The 16,551-nt window shown below is 71.7% G+C and carries 16 protein-coding genes; 2 read left to right on the plus strand and 14 right to left on the minus strand.

Annotation, left to right across the window (positions count from 1 at the left end):
* Nucleotides 1-375: substrate-binding domain-containing protein (locus NH339_RS03875; RefSeq protein ID WP_253022732.1), on the plus strand; the 375-nt coding region annotated here is incomplete at its 5' end.
* A 3-nt stretch (nucleotides 376-378) separates the two neighbouring features.
* Here NH339_RS03875 and NH339_RS03880 read toward each other — a convergent pair.
* The 11 genes from NH339_RS03880 to NH339_RS03930 all read right to left on the minus strand — a co-directional run bounded on the left by NH339_RS03880 (nucleotide 379) and on the right by NH339_RS03930 (nucleotide 12,737).
* On the minus strand, nucleotides 379-1,371 hold the full coding sequence (locus NH339_RS03880) for a Gfo/Idh/MocA family oxidoreductase (RefSeq protein WP_253022734.1): 993 nt from the start codon (nucleotides 1,369-1,371) through the stop codon (nucleotides 379-381).
* On the minus strand, nucleotides 1,368-2,546 hold the full coding sequence (locus NH339_RS03885) for a Gfo/Idh/MocA family protein (protein WP_253022736.1): 1,179 nt from the start codon (nucleotides 2,544-2,546) through the stop codon (nucleotides 1,368-1,370). Before NH339_RS03885 ends, NH339_RS03880 begins: the two co-directional genes overlap by 4 nt.
* Nucleotides 2,543-3,421 carry an ATP-binding cassette domain-containing protein gene (locus NH339_RS03890; RefSeq protein ID WP_253022738.1) on the minus strand — a complete coding sequence of 293 codons (879 nt, stop codon included), beginning with the start codon at nucleotides 3,419-3,421 and terminating at the stop codon, nucleotides 2,543-2,545. Before NH339_RS03890 ends, NH339_RS03885 begins: the two co-directional genes overlap by 4 nt.
* A complete protein-coding gene (locus tag NH339_RS03895) occupies nucleotides 3,418-4,455 on the minus strand; it encodes an ABC transporter permease (RefSeq protein ID WP_253022740.1) in 1,038 nt (345 codons plus the stop codon). The genes NH339_RS03890 and NH339_RS03895 overlap by 4 nt, the downstream gene beginning before the upstream one ends.
* 136 nt (nucleotides 4,456-4,591) lie before the next feature.
* Complete coding sequence (locus tag NH339_RS03900; RefSeq protein WP_253022742.1) at nucleotides 4,592-5,554, minus strand: sugar ABC transporter substrate-binding protein; 963 nt, start codon at nucleotides 5,552-5,554, stop codon at nucleotides 4,592-4,594.
* 33 nt (nucleotides 5,555-5,587) lie between these two features.
* Complete coding sequence (locus NH339_RS03905) at nucleotides 5,588-7,093, minus strand: CoA-acylating methylmalonate-semialdehyde dehydrogenase (protein WP_253022744.1); 1,506 nt, start codon at nucleotides 7,091-7,093, stop codon at nucleotides 5,588-5,590.
* A complete protein-coding gene (gene iolD, locus NH339_RS03910) occupies nucleotides 7,090-9,063 on the minus strand; it encodes a 3D-(3,5/4)-trihydroxycyclohexane-1,2-dione acylhydrolase (decyclizing) (RefSeq protein WP_253022746.1) in 1,974 nt (657 codons plus the stop codon). Before iolD ends, NH339_RS03905 begins: the two co-directional genes overlap by 4 nt.
* Nucleotides 9,060-9,974 (minus strand): 5-deoxy-glucuronate isomerase, encoded by a 915-nt coding sequence (gene iolB / locus NH339_RS03915; RefSeq protein WP_374208195.1) that lies wholly within the window; start codon nucleotides 9,972-9,974, stop codon nucleotides 9,060-9,062. The genes iolD and iolB overlap by 4 nt, the downstream gene beginning before the upstream one ends.
* Nucleotides 9,971-10,885: an aldolase gene (locus NH339_RS03920; protein ID WP_253022751.1), complete on the minus strand. Its 915-nt coding sequence runs from the start codon at nucleotides 10,883-10,885 to the stop codon at nucleotides 9,971-9,973. The genes iolB and NH339_RS03920 overlap by 4 nt, the downstream gene beginning before the upstream one ends.
* Nucleotides 10,882-11,847 carry a 5-dehydro-2-deoxygluconokinase gene (gene iolC, locus NH339_RS03925; protein WP_067859066.1) on the minus strand — a complete coding sequence of 322 codons (966 nt, stop codon included), beginning with the start codon at nucleotides 11,845-11,847 and terminating at the stop codon, nucleotides 10,882-10,884. Before iolC ends, NH339_RS03920 begins: the two co-directional genes overlap by 4 nt.
* Nucleotides 11,844-12,737, minus strand: coding sequence for a TIM barrel protein (locus NH339_RS03930; RefSeq protein WP_253022753.1), 894 nt, complete (start codon nucleotides 12,735-12,737; stop codon nucleotides 11,844-11,846). Before NH339_RS03930 ends, iolC begins: the two co-directional genes overlap by 4 nt.
* 141 nt (nucleotides 12,738-12,878) lie before the next feature.
* Here NH339_RS03930 and NH339_RS03935 point away from each other — a divergent pair, with 141 nt between their 5' ends.
* Nucleotides 12,879-13,619: a GntR family transcriptional regulator gene (locus NH339_RS03935; RefSeq protein WP_067859072.1), complete on the plus strand. Its 741-nt coding sequence runs from the start codon at nucleotides 12,879-12,881 to the stop codon at nucleotides 13,617-13,619.
* A 537-nt stretch (nucleotides 13,620-14,156) separates the two neighbouring features.
* Here NH339_RS03935 and NH339_RS03940 read toward each other — a convergent pair.
* From NH339_RS03940 to NH339_RS03950, 3 genes are read right to left on the minus strand one after another with little or no spacing between them, the layout of a single operon-like run.
* On the minus strand, nucleotides 14,157-14,648 hold the full coding sequence (locus tag NH339_RS03940) for an SRPBCC family protein (RefSeq protein ID WP_067859075.1): 492 nt from the start codon (nucleotides 14,646-14,648) through the stop codon (nucleotides 14,157-14,159).
* Nucleotides 14,638-15,114: an SRPBCC family protein gene (locus NH339_RS03945; RefSeq protein ID WP_253022755.1), complete on the minus strand. Its 477-nt coding sequence runs from the start codon at nucleotides 15,112-15,114 to the stop codon at nucleotides 14,638-14,640. Before NH339_RS03945 ends, NH339_RS03940 begins: the two co-directional genes overlap by 11 nt.
* Nucleotides 15,115-15,165: 51 nt before the next feature.
* On the minus strand, nucleotides 15,166-16,422 hold the full coding sequence (locus tag NH339_RS03950) for an alpha/beta hydrolase (RefSeq protein ID WP_253022757.1): 1,257 nt from the start codon (nucleotides 16,420-16,422) through the stop codon (nucleotides 15,166-15,168).
* Nucleotides 16,423-16,551: the final 129 nt, after the last annotated feature.

The raw sequence follows: 16,551 nt of genomic DNA on the forward strand, positions 1-16,551 counted from the left end.
GGCCTCGACCCGTGGGTGCTCGCCGGCGGCGCGACCGAGCGCGACGGCGTCCGGGCCACGGCCACCCTGCTCGAGGCGGCCGCGCCCCCGACGGGCGTGGTCGCCTTCAACGACCACTGCGCGTCGGGCGTCCTCGACGCGCTGCTGCGCGCTCGTCGTGACGTGCCTCGTCAGGTCTCGGTCACGGGGTACGACGACTCGCGCCTGGCGGTCGCGCGACAGGACCTCATGACCACCGTCTCGCAGAGCGCACGGGAGATGGCCGAGCGCGCCGTGGCCGGTGCGCTCGGCCTCCTCGCCGGTGAGCCCGCCCGCGACGTGGTGCTCACGCCGGAGCTCGTGGCGCGCAGCACCACCGGTCCGGCGCCCGCCTGAGTCTCAGGCGTAGAGCGACGGACGCTCGGGCACCACGACGTCGCGCTTCTGCCCCGACCGCAGCGCGTCGACGCCGGCCGCGGCCACGACGTTGGCCAGGTAGCCGTCCCACGCGCTCGCGCCGACGACCTCGCCGCGCAGCGACGCGTCGGCCCAGGCGGCGAGCTCGATCCGGTAGGAGTCGGCGAAGTGCTCCACGAAGTCGCTGCCGATCGCCGAGCCACCCAGGCCCGAGACGCGACGCAGCACGGGGTGACGGGGCTCGAGCGACGCGGACCCGCCCGTGCCGACGACCTCGACGCGCACGTCGTAGCCGTACGCCGCGTTCACGAAGACCTCGGCGGTGGCCATCTGGCCGCCGTCGGTCCACAGCGTGGCGACCTGCGGGTCGCGGAAGCCCTCGACGACGGGCGACTCGACGCGGATCGCGACGATCTCGCCGTCGAGCAGCCAGCGGAACGTGTCGAGCTCGTGGATCATCGAGCCGGTCACGAGCGTGGCGTCGTCGGTGCTGGTGCTGTTCGAGGCGTTGCGGTGGATGCCGTGCAGCACGCGCACGTCGCCCAGCGAGCCGTCGGTGATCGCGGCCTTGAGGTCGACGAAGCCGGGGTCGAAGCGGCGGTTGAAGCCCACCTGCACGAACCGTCGGCCCGCGGCGACCTCGGCGTCGACCACGCGACGCGCGTCGTCGGCGGTGACGGCCAGCGGCTTCTCGCAGAGCACGTGCTTGCCGGCCTCGATGCCGGCGACCGCGAGGTCGGCGTGCGTGAAGTCGGGCGAGGCGACGACGAACGCGTCGACGTCGGCCACCAGCGCCTCGGCGCTGTCGGCGGCCTCGGCGCCGACGCCGTGCGCGACCTCCTTGGCGCGCTCGGTGTCCATGTCGAAGACGCGGACGACCTCGGCCGCCGGGACGCTCTCCGCGAGGGTGCGCGCGTGCGCCAGGCCCATCGCTCCGGTCCCGATCACGCCCACGCGCAGACGGTTCGTGCTCACAGTCGTACCCACTTCTTCTCGTCGCTGGACGTGATCATGGCGTCGACGACCCGCGCCGCCGACAGGGCGTCGTGGACGGTCGCGCCGACGGGCTTGCCGGTCGCGATCGACTCCACGAGCCGGCGGGCCTCCACGACCTTGAGGTCGTCGAAGCCCATGGGGTTGTTGGCGCCGGGCTGGAAGACGCCCAGCTCGCCGTCGCCGGGGGTGGCGTAGCGCGTCGTGGAGAACGCGTTGAGGTAGGCACCGTCGGCGCCCCGCATGCTCACCTGGAGCTCGTTCATGCGACGGAAGTCCCACGACAGCGACCCCTCGGTGCCGTGCACCTCCAGGCCGTACCGGTTCTGCTCCCCCACGGCCACGCGGCTCGACTCGAGCACGGCGCGCGAGCCGTCCGCGAGGCGCAGCAGCGCGCTCACGTAGTCCTCGTTCTCGACGTCGCCGAGCGCCCCGGCACCCTTCTCGTAGTGCATCGCACCGGCGACGGCCTCGCGACGCTGCGCGATGAACGTGGCGCGGTCGACGACGAGCTCCTCGACGTCGGCCACGACGTGGCGCAGCAGGTCGGCGGCGTGGCTCACGAGGTCACCGAGCACGCCCGTGCCCGACGTCGCCGTGCGGAAGCGCCACGACAGCGCCGCGTCCGGGTCGGCGGAGTAGTCGGCGAGGAAGCGCACGGTGGAGTGCTCCACGCGACCGATGCGGCCCGACGCGACGAGCTCCTTCGCGAGCTCGACCGCAGGCACGTTGCGGTAGTTGAACCCGGCTGCGGCCTGCACGCCGGCCGCCTCGACGGCGGCGACGATCTCGGCCGTCTCGGACGCGTCGCGTCCGGCGGGCTTCTCGACCCACAGGTGCTTGCCCGCCTGCGCCGCAGCCACCGCGACGTCGCGGTGGATGAAGTTCGGACCGGTCACGCACACGACGTCGAGGTCGTCACGCTCGACGAGCGACTGCCAGTCGGTGTGGACGTGCTCGAAGCCGAGCGCGTCCACCGCCCGCCGCGTCCGCTCGTCGTCGACGGGCTCGGCCACGGCGACGAGCCGCGGCCGCAGCGGTGCGTCCGGGTAGTGGTGCAGCAGCCGGGTCATCGCCCGGGCGTGCACCTGCCCCATCCAGCCCAGCCCGACGACGCCGACGCGCAGCTCCGGGCGCCGCGTGGTCTCCTGCGTCACGCCCCCACCTCGTCCTTCAGCTGCTGCGCCACGGCCGAGTCGGTGCCCATGGTGCGCTCCAGCTCGTGCGCCAGCGACTCCAGCTCGGCGCCGCCGGCCATCATCGACGTCAGGTCGTCGAGCGTCATCTCGCTCTTCGGGAAGTCGCCCATGCTCTTGCCGCGACGCAGCAGCATGAAGCGGTCGCCGACCGGGTAGGCGTGGTGGGGGTTGTGCGTGATGAACACGACGCCGAGGCCGCGCTCGCGGGCCTTCGCGATGTACTTGAGCACGACGCCGGACTGCTTGACGCCGAGCGCCGCGGTCGGCTCGTCGAGGATCAGCACCCGAGCACCGAAGTAGACGGCACGGGCGATGGCGACGCACTGACGCTCACCACCGGACAGCGTGCCGATCGGCTGGTCGACGTCACGCAGGTCGATCCCCATGGCGGCCAGCTCGGACTTCGTCGTGCGCTTCATGAAGTCGACGTCCATGTGCTTGAACGGGCCGAACCCCTTGCTCGGCTCCGAGCCGAGGAAGAAGTTGCGCCAGACCGGCATGAGCGGGACGACCGCGAGGTCCTGGTACACGGTCGCGATGCCCGCGTCGAGCGCCTCGCGAGGGTTGGAGAACGTCGTCGCCTTGCCGTCGACCCGCAGCTCGCCGTCGGTGTGCTCGTGCGCACCGGCGAGGATCTTGATGAAGGTCGACTTGCCGGCGCCGTTGTCGCCGAGGACGCAGGTGACCTCGCCGGCCTTCACCGACGTGGTGACGTCGGACAGCGCGATGATGCTGCCGTACCGCTTGCCGATGTCGACGACCTCGATGAGGGGGGTGCCGGGAGCGGCGCCCTCCGGGGCGGTCGTGGCGTGCTTCGGGGTGTCGTTCGTCATCGTGAGGTCTCCGCTCGGGTCCGGACCCAGTTGTTGAGGAGCACGGCGGCCAGCAGCATGGCGCCGAGGAAGGTGCGCAGCCAGTTGGTGTCCCACTGCGCGAAGGTGATGCCCTGGAAGGTCATGCCGTAGATCAGCGCGCCGAGGGCCGCCCCGATCGCCGAGCCGTAGCCACCGGTGAGGAGGCAGCCGCCGACGACGGCGCAGATGATGTAGATGAACTCCTGGCCGACGCCGGTGTTCGCCTGCACCGTGGAGGTGCGGAACAGCGAGATCATGCCGACGAGCCAGCCGGCCGCGGCCGTCGTCATGAAGAGCCCGATCTTGGTCTTGAGCACCGGCACGCCGACCTGGCGCGCGGACTGCTGGGCGCCGCCGACCGCGAAGATCCAGTTGCCGGCCTTGGTGCGCAGCAGGACCCAGGTGGCGATCGCGGTGACCGCGAGCCACCACAGCACCGAGACGTAGAACGTGCCGCCCGCGATCGTGAACGACGCGCCGAAGACCGGCTGGATGCTGTCGTAGAAGGGCACGTCGGTCATGCCCTGGATGGTCACCTGGCCGATGATCAGCTTCGTCACCGCGAGGTCGATGCCCTGCAGGATGAAGAACGTGCCGAGCGTGATGATGAAGCTCGGCAGGCCGGTGCGCATGACCATGTAGCCGTTGAAGGCGCCCACGGCGAGCGCGAGGAGGAGCGCGATGAGCACCGCGGCCCAGATGTTGAGTCCGTAGTTCGTGGTCAGGATGCCGACCACGAGGGCGGTGAAGCCGGTCATGACGCCGGCGGAGAGGTCGAACTCGCCGCCGATCATGAGCAGGGCCACCGCGACGGCCATGATGCCGAAGGTCGAGGCGGACTCCAGCCACACGCCGGCACCGGCCGTGGTGAGGAAGCGGTCGCTGTTGAGCGAGAAGAAGATCATGACGGCGATGGCCGCGACGGCGGCGCCCATCTCCGGGCGGGTCAGGAGACGCGACACCGTCGACGTGGTCGCCAGTCTCTCGTCTGGTGCTGCCGTGGCTGTCGTCATGACAGCTCCTTTCGTGGGGCCCGGCGGGGGCCGAGCGGGATCGTACGGGTGGGGCGGTGCGCGGGGTGCTGGTCGGCGGGCGGGGCCGCCGGGGTGGGACGGGGACGATCCCCCGGATCGTCCCCGTCCCGCGGGGTCAGCGCGTGCCCTGCGAGGCGAACTTCGCCACGTCGGCCGCGTTGTCCTTCGTGACGAACGCGGGGCCGGAGTTGATCGGCTGGCCACCGCCCACGTCGTTGCCGTTGATCGACTTCAGGTACAGCGTCGTGACACCCAGGAAGCCCTGGACGTAGGGCTGCTGGTCGACCGCGAACAGGATGCTGCCGGCCTCGATGTCCTTGACGACGTCCTCGGAGAGGTCGAACGTGGCGACCTTGGCCTTCGAGCCGGACTCGTCCACGGCGCCGACGGCGTCGATCGCGTACTGGCCACCGAGCGTGAGCACGGCGTCGATGCTGTCGTCGGACTGCAGCTTGGACTTGATGGTGGCCTTGACCTCGGCGTCGTTCGTGCCGTCGACCTGGATGTTGCTCATCTTCCCACCGAAGGTCGAGGCGGCGGCCTTGCAGCGCTCCTCCAGACCGACGTTGCCGGCCTCCTGGATGACGCAGATGCCGTTCTTCAGACCGGCCTCCTTGAGCTTCTCGCCGACGGCCTCGCCGGCGATCGTCTCGGACTGGCCGATGTGCGTGATCGCGCCGAACTCCTTGAAGCGGTCGACACCGGAGTTGATCGTCACGACGGGGATGCCCGCCGCGACGGCCTTCTTGATGCTCGACTCGAGGCCGTCGGGGTTGGCCATCGAGACGACGATGCCGTCGACCTTCTGCGCGACGGCGTTGTCGATGAGCTGTGACTGCTTGGCCGGGTCGGGGTCGGCGTTGTAGTCGACCTTGACGCCGTAGTCGTCACCGGCGCGCTCGGCACCGGACTTGACGCGGTCCCAGAACGCGTCGCCGGGGCCGGAGTGCGTGATGACCGCGTAGGTGAGGTCCTTCGTGTCGCTGGACGCTCCGGTGTCCTCCTTGCCGGTGCCCGAGCAGGCGGCGAGCAGCGATCCGGCGAGGATCACCGCGCCGATGACCTTGAGCTTCTTCATGGTGGGGGTTTCCTTCTCTTTCTGGGCCCGGCGTCAGTGAGCCGTCGGGAAATGGAGGGCGGCGAGGGACTCCTCGCTCACGTGCGGCCACCTGGCGGTGACCACCTTCGCGCGGGTGTAGAAGCGGATGCCCTCGGGACCGTGGACGTGGTGGTCACCGAAGAGCGAGTCCTTCCAGCCTCCGAAGGAGTGGAAGGCCATGGGCACGGGGACGGGGACGTTGATCCCGATCATGCCCACCTGCACCCGACGCTGGAACGTGCGGGCCACCTCTCCCGAGGAGGTGAACACCGCCGTCCCGTTGCCGTAGGGGTTGCTGTTGATGAGGTCGAGCGCCTCGTCGAGGCTGTCGACCCGCAGGACCGCGAGGACGGGTCCGAAGATCTCGTCGGTGTAGACGCTCATGTCGGTCGTGACGTGGTCGATGAGCGTCGGGCCGACGAAGAAGCCCTCCTCGTGGTCCTCGACGACGAGGTCGCGGCCGTCGACGACGACCTTCGCGCCGGCGGACTCGCCCTGCCCGATGTAGTCGACGATGCGGTCGCGCGAGGCCTTGGTGACGACAGGACCCATGCCGGCGTCGGGGTCGGTGCCGACGCCCACCTTGATCTCGTGCGTACGCTCGCGGATCTTGTCGACGAGGGTGTCGGCGGCCGGCCCGACGGCGACGACGGCCGAGATGGCCATGCACCGCTGGCCGGCCGAGCCGTAGCCGGCGGCGACGATGTGGTCGGCGGCGAAGTCGAGGTCGGCGTCGGGCATGACCACCGCGTGGTTCTTGGCACCGCCGAGGGCCTGGACGCGCTTGCCGGAGGCGGAGGCACGCTCGTGCACGTACTGCGCGATCGGCGTGGAGCCGACGAAGGAGACGCCGTCGACGTCGGCGTGGTCGAGGAGCGCGTCGACGGCCACCTTGTCGCCGTGCACGACGTTGAAGACGCCGTCGGGCAGACCGGCCTCCTGGTACAGGCGCGCGACCAGGGCCGACGCGCCGGGCACGCGCTCGGACGGCTTGAGCACGAACGTGTTGCCCGTGGCGATGGCGATCGGGTGCATCCACAGCGGCACCATGATCGGGAAGTTGAACGGCGTGATGCCGGCGACCACGCCGAGCGGCTGGCGGAAGGAGTAGGAGTCGACCGAGCCGGAGACCTGGTCGTTGTACTCGCCCTTGAGCAGCTGCGGGATGCCGCAGGCGAACTCGACGACCTCGCGACCGCGGACGACCTCGCCGCGTGCGTCGTCGAGGGTCTTGCCGTGCTCGGCGCTGATGACCTGCGCGAGCTCCTCCTCACGCTCCACGAGCAGCTGGCGGAAGGCGAACATGACGCGCGAGCGCGCCGTCACGGACGTCTCGCTCCAGGTCGTGAACGCGGTGCGCGCGGACTGGACGGCGGCGTCGACGTCCTCGACGGAGGCCAGACGGACGCCCTTCTGCGGCGTGCCGAGGGCCGGGTCGAACACGTCGCCGACGCGCTCGGAGGTGCCGGCGACGCTCTGTCCGCCGATCCAGTGGTCGTAGGTGGTCTCGTACGTCATCGGGGGGTGTCCTCGCTCTGCTGTGCGGTGGAAGGGGTGTCGGTGGGCGCCAGGTGGTGGCGCTGGTCGGCCTTGTGCTGCTCGTAGGTGGTGCGGGCCTCGCGGGTGGAGTCGAGGGCGGAGACCTCGGCGACCGGCACGTCCCACCAGGCCGGGCTGGACGGGGCGGGCACGAGCGGGTCGGTCTCGACGTGGATCACGGTCGTCCGCGTGGACTCCTTGGCCTTCACCACCGCCGAGCGCAGGTCGTCGATGCTGCTCGCGACGACCACGTCGGCACCGAGGCTCGCCGCGTTCGCCGCGAGGTCGACCGGCAGGACGTCGCCGTCGAGGCCGGTGTCGGTGCGGTAGCGGTAGCGGGTGCCGAAGCGCTGCGAGCCGAGGCTCTGCGACAGCGCACCGATCGAGGCGTAGCCGTGGTTCTGCACCAGCACGACGATGATCTTCACGCCCTCGGCCACCGCGGTGACCAGCTCGGTGTTCATCATCAGGTACGACCCGTCGCCGACCATGACGAACACGTCGCGGTCGTCGTCGGTGCCCTCGCGGGCCTGGTCGAGTGCGGCCATCTTGACGCCGAGACCGCCGGCGATCTCGTAGCCCATGCAGGAGAAGCCGTACTCGACGTGGTAGCCCTTGCGGTCGCGCGTGCGCCACAGCTTGTGCAGGTCGCCCGGCATCGAGCCCGCCGCGCAGAGCACGACGTCGCGCGGGTCGGACGTCTCGTTGACGACGCCGAGGACGGCGGACTGGACGAGTCGCGTGTCGTCGGAGGTGGCCTGGTGCGACGCCTCGACGACCGCGTCCCACTCCTGCGCCAGGGCGGTGTTGCGCTCGACGTAGGCGTCGTCGACGCACCAGCCGTCGAGGGCCTCGGTGAGCGCCTCGAGCGCCTCGCGGGCGTCGGCCACGAGCGTGGCCGCCGACAGCTTGAGCGCGTCGATGCGGGCGACGTTGACGTTCACGAAGCGGACGCCCTCGGCGGCGAACACGGTGCGCGAGGCGGTCGTGAAGTCGCTGTACCGGGTGCCGACGCCGATGACGAGGTCGGCCTCCGCGGCCACCGCGTCGGCGGCGGTGGTGCCGGTGGCCCCGATCGCGCCGAGCGCCTGCGGGTGGTCGTACGGGAGCGAGCCCTTGCCGGCCTGCGTCTCCCCCACCGGGATCCCGGTGGCCTCCGCGAAGGCGGCGAGCGCGGCGTCGGCGCCGGCGTAGATCACGCCGCCGCCGGCGACGACGAGCGGACGTCGGCTGGCCTTGATGGCCGCGACCGCGCGCTCGAGCTCGGCCGGCTGCGGCACCGGGCGACCGACGTGCCAGACGCGGGTCTCGAACAGCTCGACCGGCCAGTCGTGCGCCTCGGCCTGCACGTCCTGCGGGAGGCAGAGGGTGACGGCGCCGGTGTCGGCGGGGTCCGTGAGCACGCGCATGGCCTGCAGCAGCGCCGACGGCAGCTGCTCCGGGCGGGCCACGCGGTCCCAGTAGCGCGAGACGGAGCGGAAGGAGTCGTTGACCGTCGTGTCCATGCTCGACGGGTCCTCGAGCTCCTGGAGCACGGGGTTGGCCGGACGCGTGGCGAAGACGTCGCCGGGCAGCAGGAGCACCGGCAGACGGTTGATGGTCGCGAGCGCGGCGCCCGTGACCATGTTCGTGGAGCCCGGGCCGACCGAGGCGGTGACCGCCATCGCCCGCAGGCGGTCGTACTGGCGGGCGTAGGCGACGGCGGCGTGCACCATGGCCTGCTCGTTGCGGCCGTGGAAGAACTCCAGGCGCGACGGGTCGTCGGACTGCGAGCGCTCCAGCAGCGCCTGACCCACGCCGGCGACGTTGCCGTGTCCGAAGATGCCCCAGCACCCGGCGAAGAAGGCGTGCGTGTGGCCGTCGCGCTCGACGTGCTGCGCCTCGAGGAAGCGGACCGTCGCCTGGGCGACGGTCAGTCGCACGGTGCGGGCGGCGGGGGTGCTGCTCATCGGTGTCCTCCGAACGGAAGTCGGGGGTCGACCGGCTGGTCGGCCCAGGTGTCGCGGACCCAGGTGTGGGCGGGGTCGTCGCAGATCAGCCACGCCCGCTCGTCGCCGGGGCCGGCCATCACGTTGAGGTAGTAGAGGTCGTAGCCCGGGGCGGCCATCGACGGTCCGTGCCAGCCGTGCGGGATGAGGACGACGTCGCCGTCGCGCACCTCCGCGAGCACGTCGATCTCGGCCTTCTCGTGCCCGTAGACGCGCTGGTACCCGATGCCAGGGCGCTCCGTCTGCGGCCCGTCGCCCCGCACCCCCGCCGGGGCCGGTCCGGCAGCGACCTCGTAGTAGTAGATCTCCTCCAGCCGGGTCTCGCCCTCGCGCTCCTCGTCGTGCTTGTGGGGCGGGTAGGACGACCAGTTGCCGCCGGGCGTCAGCACCTCGCACGCGATGATGCGGTCGGCCTCGAGCACGCCGGGGACGCCGAAGTTGTTGACCTGACGGCTCGCCTGGCCCGCTCCGCGCATCTCGACCGGCACGTCGGCCGCGGGCAGGTACGCAGGCTCCAGGCGCGCCGTGGCAGCGGCGGTCGGGATCGCGAACCGGCCGCCGGCGGCCGACGTGACGGTGACGGCCGAGCCCAGCGGTGCGTACACCACGTCGCTCGGCCCGGACCAGACGTCGGGACGTCCGGCCAGGTCGAAGGAGGTCGGCGTGCCGTCGACGTCGACCACCACGGTGGCCGAGCCCGACAGGGCGAGCACGAGCAGCTCGTGGCCGTCCTCGGTGACGGTCTGCGAGGCACCGGGCGCCAGCTCGAGCACCTTGAGGCCGGTGTGGTCCCAGCCCGCGCTCTTCGGGGTGACGTCGAGGACGAAGGGTGCGACCGCACCCTCGCCCTTGCGTACGACGTGGGACATCAGAGCATCGCCACCGTGGCGTCGACCGCGGCCTCGACGTCGCCGTCGGGCGGGAAGAGCAGGCTGCGACCCACGACCATGCCGCGGACGGCCGGGTGCGAGAGGGCCTTCGACCAGGCCGCGAACTGCGCCTCCTGGTCGCTGGAGACCTCGCCGCCGAGCAGCAGCACCGGCAGGCCGGTGGCCGAGAGGACGGCGTCCATGTCGTCGACGACGGGCAGCTTCAGCCACGTGTAGGCCGACGTCGGCGCGAGGCCGGCGGCGACGGTGGCGGAGCGCACGACGGCGGCGGTCGACAGGTCGTTGACGACCCGTCCGTCGCGGCGGTGGGAGATGAACGGCTCGACCATGGCCATGACCTGCGCCTCGGCGAGGTCGCGCACCGCCTCGGCGCACGCCTGCATCGTGGCGACGGTGCCGGCGTCGTCGGGCTCGATGCGGAACAGCATCTTGCCGCCCTGCATGCCGTCGCGCTGGATCGTCGCGGCGTCGTGGCCGGTGAAGCGGTCGTCGATCTCGAAGGCCGTGCCCGCGAGACCACCGCGGTTCATCGATCCGATGACGACCTTGCCCTCCAGAGCACCGAGGAGCAGCAGGTCGTCGAGCACGTCGGCCGTGCCGAGGACACCGTCGACGCCCGGTCGGGCGAGCGCACGGACCATGCGGTCCAGCAGACGCGCGCGGTCGCCCATGGCGAAGGCGTCGTCGCCGGCGCGCAGCGCACCGCGGGCAGGGTGGTCGGCGGCCACGAGCATGAGGCGTCCCGTGCTGCCGACGAGCGACGTCGGGCGGCGGCGCTCGGCCCACGCCCGGGCGATGGAGGCCGGGTCGCTGACGCGCTGCTCGATGATGCGGCCGATCGCGGCCTGGTCGACCGTGGCGCGACCCTTCTGGTCCTGCTCGGCGATGCTCATGCGACGACCTTCCCGTTGCTCAGGACCTGTTCGACCACGTCGGGCGTGGGCATGGCGTCCGCGCACGAGAGCTGGCCCGCCACGTAGGCGCCGGCCGCGTTCGCGAAGCGGAGCGTCCGCTCCAGGTTCCACCCCGAGAGCAGTCCGTGGACGAGCGACCCGCCGAACGCGTCGCCCGCACCGAGACCGTTGACGACGTCGACCGGCACCGGCGGCACCACGACGGACTCGTCGCCACGCACGCCCAGCACGCCGGCCGGGCCCTGCTTGACGATCGCGGTCTCCACGCCGGCGGCGCGCAGGGCCTTGGCGGCCGCCTGCGGCTCGGTCTCGCCGATCGCGACCTCGCACTCCTCGCGGTTGCCGACGGCGACCGAGACGTAGGGCAGCACCTCGGCGATCGCGGCGGTGGCGTCGGCGGGGTCGGACCAGAACATGGGCCGGTAGTCGAGGTCGATGACCGTCAGCCGGTCCTTGCCACGCGCCTCGAGCGCGGCGAGGTGGGCCTCGCGGCTCGGCTCCTCGCTGAGGCCCGTCACCGTGAACCAGAGGATGTCGGCCTCCTGGACGCTGCGGTACAGGTCGGTGGAGGGGGCGAGCTCCTCGGCGCGCAGCTGCAGGTCCGGCGCGGAGGGCCGGCGGTAGAAGTAGAGCGGGAAGTCGTCCGGCGGGAAGATCTCGCAGAACGTGACCGGCGTGGGCAGGTCGGGGTCGGTGCCGACGAACGCGGTGTCGACGCCGAAGCCCTCGAGCGCGCGGCGCACGAAGCGGCCGAACGGGTCGTCGCCGGTCTTGGTGACGACGGCGCTGCGGTGGCCGAGCCGCGAGGCGGCGACGGCGACGTTGGTGGGCGAGCCGCCGAGGAACTTCGCGAACGTCGCGACGTCCTCCAGGCCCACGCCCACCTGCTCGGGGTAGACGTCGACGCCGCAGCGGCCGAGCGTGATGACCTCGTACGTCATGCCACGGTCTCCGTGGCGAGCGCGCCCTCGACGTACGCGAGGCAGGCGGCGACGTCGACCTTCGGGCCCTCGCCCTCCGGCTCGCCCGTGAGCTTGAGGTCCTGCTCGAGGACGTACCAGCCGGTGTAGCCGTGGCCCTCGAGCGCGGAGATCATCGCGGCGACGTCGACGCTGCCGCGTCCGAGCACCGTCCACAGGCCCTGCGAGACGGCGTCGGAGAAGGCGAGGTCGCCGGACTGGACGCGCGCGGCGAGGTCCGCGTCGACGTCCTTGAGGTGGACGTGCACGACCCGCTCGAGGTTGGCGAGGGTGATCGCGACCGGGTCGGCGCCCGCGGCGACCAGGTGGCCGGTGTCGACGCAGAGGCCGACGTGCGAGCCGTCGAGGACCCGCTGGGTCTCCTCGGCGTTCTCGACGAGCGTGCCGACGTGGGGGTGGACGGCCGCGACCACGCCACGCTCGGTGGCGCGGTCGGCGATGCGGTCGAGGTGGCCGAGGAGCGTCTTCCACTCGACGTCACTGAGCGCGGGACGCTCGTCGTAGCCGTCCTGGCCGGTGGCGACCGCGATGACGACGACACCGGCGCCGGCGGCGAGGCAGTCGTCGATGAACGCGTCGACCTCGGGCATCGGGTCGTGGTCGGTGTGCAGCACGAGCGGCAGGAAGCCGCCGACCGCGGAGAGACCGTAGGACTCGAGCAGCTCCGCCTTCGCCTGCGGCGCGTCGGGCAGGAAGCCCTCCGGGCCGAACTCGGTGGCGGCAAGGCCCAGCTCGCGCATCTCGGGGAGGACGCGGTCGGCGGGCAGCTGGTAACCCCAGCCCGGCACCTCGCACACGCCCCAGGAGATGGGGGCACCGGCGATGCGGGAACGGGAGGCGATCTGCGACATGGGGGTCCTCGAGTGGGAAGAGCGGCGGTTTCGAATGTCAGGACATGACGTCCGTGGAAAACTCTGGACCGTGTCCTGGGTCACTGTCAAGCATTTGTCAGGACATCTTGACGTCTGAACCTCGACTGCTAGGTTGCGTGCATGTCGAGCCCACGGATCACCCTGGACCGCTCGAGCCCCGTGCCCCTGTACTTCCAGGTCGCCGAGCAGCTCGAGCGCGCCATCGTGTCCGGCGAGATCGGCGCCGGGGAACGGCTCGAGAACGAGATCACGATGGCTCAGGACCTCGGCCTGTCGCGGCCGACCATGCGCCAGGCCATCCAGGTGCTCGTCGACAAGGGCATGCTCGTGCGGCGCCGCGGCGTCGGCACCCAGGTCGTGCACGGGCAGGTGCGGCGCCAGGTCGAGCTGACCAGCCTGTTCGACGACCTCGCCGCCGCCGGCCAGCACCCCCGCACCACGGTCCTCGAGCAGCTGCTCGTCCCCGCGGACGAGCAGGTGGCCGAGCAGCTGCAGGTCGACCTCGGCGAGCCCGTCTGGTCACTGCGACGTCTGCGCTTCATCGCCGGCGGCGAGCCGCTCGCCGTCATGCACAACTACCTGCCCTCCTCCATCGTCGACCTCGGCGACGTCGACCTCGAGGCGCAGGGCCTGTACTCCTACCTGCGTGACGCCGGGTTCGTCATCCGCGTCGCCCGCCAGAGCATCGGCGCCCGCGGCGTCCGCCCCGTCGAGGCGCGCCTGCTCCGCGAGGAGGTCGACGCGCCCCTGCTCACCATGCAGCGCACCGCCTACGACAACCTCGGCCGCGCCGTCGAGTTCGGCCGCCACGCCTACCGCCCCGGCCTGTACAGCTTCGACGTCACCCTCGTCGACCGCTGACGTCGCGCCGCGACCGCGCCGGTGGGCTGGTCGCGGTCGCCGGGGCCTTGCGGTGCGCTGCCTGCGGAGGTCCGGGCGTGCTGGTGCGCTGCCTCCGCTGGCGCTGGGCCTGACCTCCGAAAAGGCCTCGACCGGGCGGCTGGCGACGGCGCTGGTTCGGGGTCTCCGGCTGCGGGTTGGTGCTGAGGATGGACACAAGAATCTGCGGTGATGCGCTGAGGGTCCAACGGTTCTGCGTTTCCTCCGGGATCCCGTCATGAACGCAGAGACTTTCGCGCCGACAGCCCACTATCGGTCGATCTGCAACCGCAGAACGGCTTCTGAGGTTGCAGATCCACCGATAGGAGGCGCCAACGCAGAACGGTGGGTCAAGAACGCAGAAACGAAGAATCGTGCGTCACCCGAGAGCCCAGACCAGACCCCGAGACCCGAAGCCAGCCCCGGACCCGCTGCGGCAGCGCACCGCCAACGTCACGACACCCGCAGGCCGCGCACCAGCAGGCCACGACCCCCGCAGCCACCGAACAGGCCCGCCCCTCAGCGCCCCTCCGCCTCCGCCTTCAGGGCGGCGAGGGTGCGACGCATGCCGTCGAGGAGCTCGACGTCGTGGTTCTCGGCGCCGCCCATGAGCCACTTCCCGACGAGACGGGTGGAGAGGCCGGCGGACGGGAGGGCGCTGCGACGTTCGACGACGTGGGTGCCGCCGTCCTCGGGGGTCAGCTCGTAAGACCACTCGACGTCGACGGGCCAGATGCGGAACGCGAGGGCGGCGGAGCCGTCGTGGGTGGGTGGCTTCCAGCGGGTGATGCGGGTGGTCGTCGGCCACAGCACCGCACCCTTGCGGTTGAGGTTGACGCCGCGCGACCCGACGCGGGGCGCGTCGGCGATCACCATGCGCACGGTCTCGGGGCTGCGCTCGCTCATCGAGCGCAGGTCCGACAGCAGGCTCCACACGACGTCGACGGACGCGTCGATCGACGTCTCCGCCTCGAGGGCCGGCAGGCCCCCGGCGGGGAACTCAGGCGGCACGGACCCCGGCCTCGGCCTCGGCCTTGATCCGCTGCAGGGTCTGCTGGATGCCCTGCTCGAGCTCGTCCTCGAACGCCTCGGTCCCGCCGAGCACGTGCTTCGTGAGCAGGTTCGACAGGCTCGAGACACCGTTCGGCGCGGTGCGCGACTCGGTGAGCCGGGTCCGGTCGCCGTCGAGGGCCTCGAGCCGGTAGGTCCACACGGTGCCGTTCTCGGCGACCTTGAGCGCCAGCTCGTGCTCCGGCTCGAAGACCTTGACGTACGAGCGGGTGGGCCAGACCTTCCAGCCCTGCCGGTTGACGTTGATCGTGCGCGCGCCCTGGCGGACCACGCCGCCGCGGATGATCATGCGGCGGCACTGGGGGCTCCACTCCCCCATCCGCTTGAGGTCGGAGACGATGCTCCAGACGACGGACGGCGGGGCGTCGATCTCGACGGAGCTCTCGATCAGGCTGCGGTTCGGCACGGTGCTGACTCCCAGGGTGTCGGGGACGGTTCGGGGCGGGGTGGGACGGGCTCAGTCCTGGCCGGACGCGCTCAGCGCCCGGACGGGACGGTGCGCCGCGCGCACCCACTCGACGAGCCAGTCGGCGACCGTCGGGTGGTTGAGCAGGGCGAAGTGGTGGGCGCTCGGCACGTACTCGAAGCGGGCACCTTCGACCACCGGGCCGGTACGCCCGACGCCGGTCGCGGACGAGAAGTGCACGAGCAGGTCGCCGAGGACGGTGCTGAGCGGGTGGCGCTGCGACGCGCCGAGCGTGCCGGCGACGAAGTGGTACTCGGCGTGCGGGAGCGGCGCGGCGGCGATCCGGTCGAGGCCCCACGCACGGGTGAGGTCCTGGCCCTCCCACTCGTCGGCCGAGATGTAGCCGTGCCGCAGGTCGACGATGCCGGCAGAGCGGGTGTCGAGGATCGTGCTGAAGGGCCGCGACTCGGGCAGGAAGCGCAGCACGGAGGAGCCGAGGTGCGCGACCTTCTCCAGGTTCGCTCCGGCGTGCGGCGTCCCCAGGCACACGACGTCGCGCACGAGGTGCTGCCACGTCTTGCCGCCGGCGGTCGCGTGGTTGGTGGCGGCGCGCACGACGAGACCGCCCATCGAGTGACCGACGAGGGTGATGCGGGAGACGGGGGTCGGCCACACGTCGACGAGCTGGGTGAGGAGCGCGTCGAGGTGCTTGCCGTTCTCGGAGATGTGCAGCCCCGTGTTGTAGCGGATCATCACGGGTGTCGCGTCGGTCTCGCTCGCGATCCGCGTCGCGTAGGAGGTGCCCGACACCTTGGAGCCGAGCGTCCACGACTCGTCGTCCTCGCAGAGGCCGTGCAGGAAGACGACCAGGTGGCTGCCGGCGTCGCGGAAGGCCTCGGCCACCTGCCAGCCGGTGGGCGGGAGGTCCTCGCCGTCGACCCGCACCGACATGACGATCGCCTGCGGGTCGTCCAGCAGGCGCAGCTCGTCGCCGATCAGGCCGTTGACGGCGGCCACGACGCTGCGGCCGAGGCGCGTCGACTCGACCGGTGCGCCGATCCCCCGGGCCGACAGGGCGCGGACCGAGCCGCTCCCGACCCGCAGGACGCCGGAGACCGCGCCGTAGACCGAGGTGACGACGGCGTCGTGCAGCGACTCGGGCACACGACCGCCGACCAGACGGGTGGCGCGGAAGGCCCGCGCCGCCACGGCCTCGTGCACCTCGCGCACCGTGCCGACCACCAGCCGGTCGAGGTGGTCGAGCGCGAGCGCGGCCACGTCGGTGGTGCGTGCGGGTGAGCCGGGCATGCCTACATACTGCCGGTATCCGAGCGCGATGTGAACCGCACGTGGCGAGGTTCTCAGCCTTCGCACAGCCTCACGCCTCGCACGACCCCCAGCGCCCGGCGACGCACGACGGCCCGACACCCGTGCGGG

The sequence above is a fragment of the Aeromicrobium sp. CnD17-E genome (genome assembly GCF_024124745.1).
In the GTDB taxonomy this organism is placed as follows: Bacteria; Actinomycetota; Actinomycetes; order Propionibacteriales; family Nocardioidaceae; genus Aeromicrobium.

Bases quoted from the DNA above. Each gene is read 5' to 3' on its own strand.
- NH339_RS03890 (WP_253022738.1), bottom strand. From the start codon at position 3,421: ATGACGAACGACACCCCGAAGCACGCCACGACCGCCCCGGAGGGCGCC.
- NH339_RS03930 (WP_253022753.1), bottom strand. From the start codon at position 12,737: ATGTCGCAGATCGCCTCCCGTTCCCGCATCGCCGGTGCCCCCATCTCC.
- NH339_RS03900 (WP_253022742.1), bottom strand. From the start codon at position 5,554: ATGAAGAAGCTCAAGGTCATCGGCGCGGTGATCCTCGCCGGATCGCTG.
- NH339_RS03895 (WP_253022740.1), bottom strand. From the start codon at position 4,455: ATGACGACAGCCACGGCAGCACCAGACGAGAGACTGGCGACCACGTCG.
- NH339_RS03935 (WP_067859072.1), top strand. From the start codon at position 12,879: ATGTCGAGCCCACGGATCACCCTGGACCGCTCGAGCCCCGTGCCCCTG.
- iolD (WP_253022746.1), bottom strand. From the start codon at position 9,063: ATGAGCAGCACCCCCGCCGCCCGCACCGTGCGACTGACCGTCGCCCAG.
- NH339_RS03905 (WP_253022744.1), bottom strand. From the start codon at position 7,093: ATGACGTACGAGACCACCTACGACCACTGGATCGGCGGACAGAGCGTC.
- NH339_RS03920 (WP_253022751.1), bottom strand. From the start codon at position 10,885: ATGAGCATCGCCGAGCAGGACCAGAAGGGTCGCGCCACGGTCGACCAG.
- iolC (WP_067859066.1), bottom strand. From the start codon at position 11,847: ATGACGTACGAGGTCATCACGCTCGGCCGCTGCGGCGTCGACGTCTAC.
- NH339_RS03950 (WP_253022757.1), bottom strand. From the start codon at position 16,422: ATGCCCGGCTCACCCGCACGCACCACCGACGTGGCCGCGCTCGCGCTC.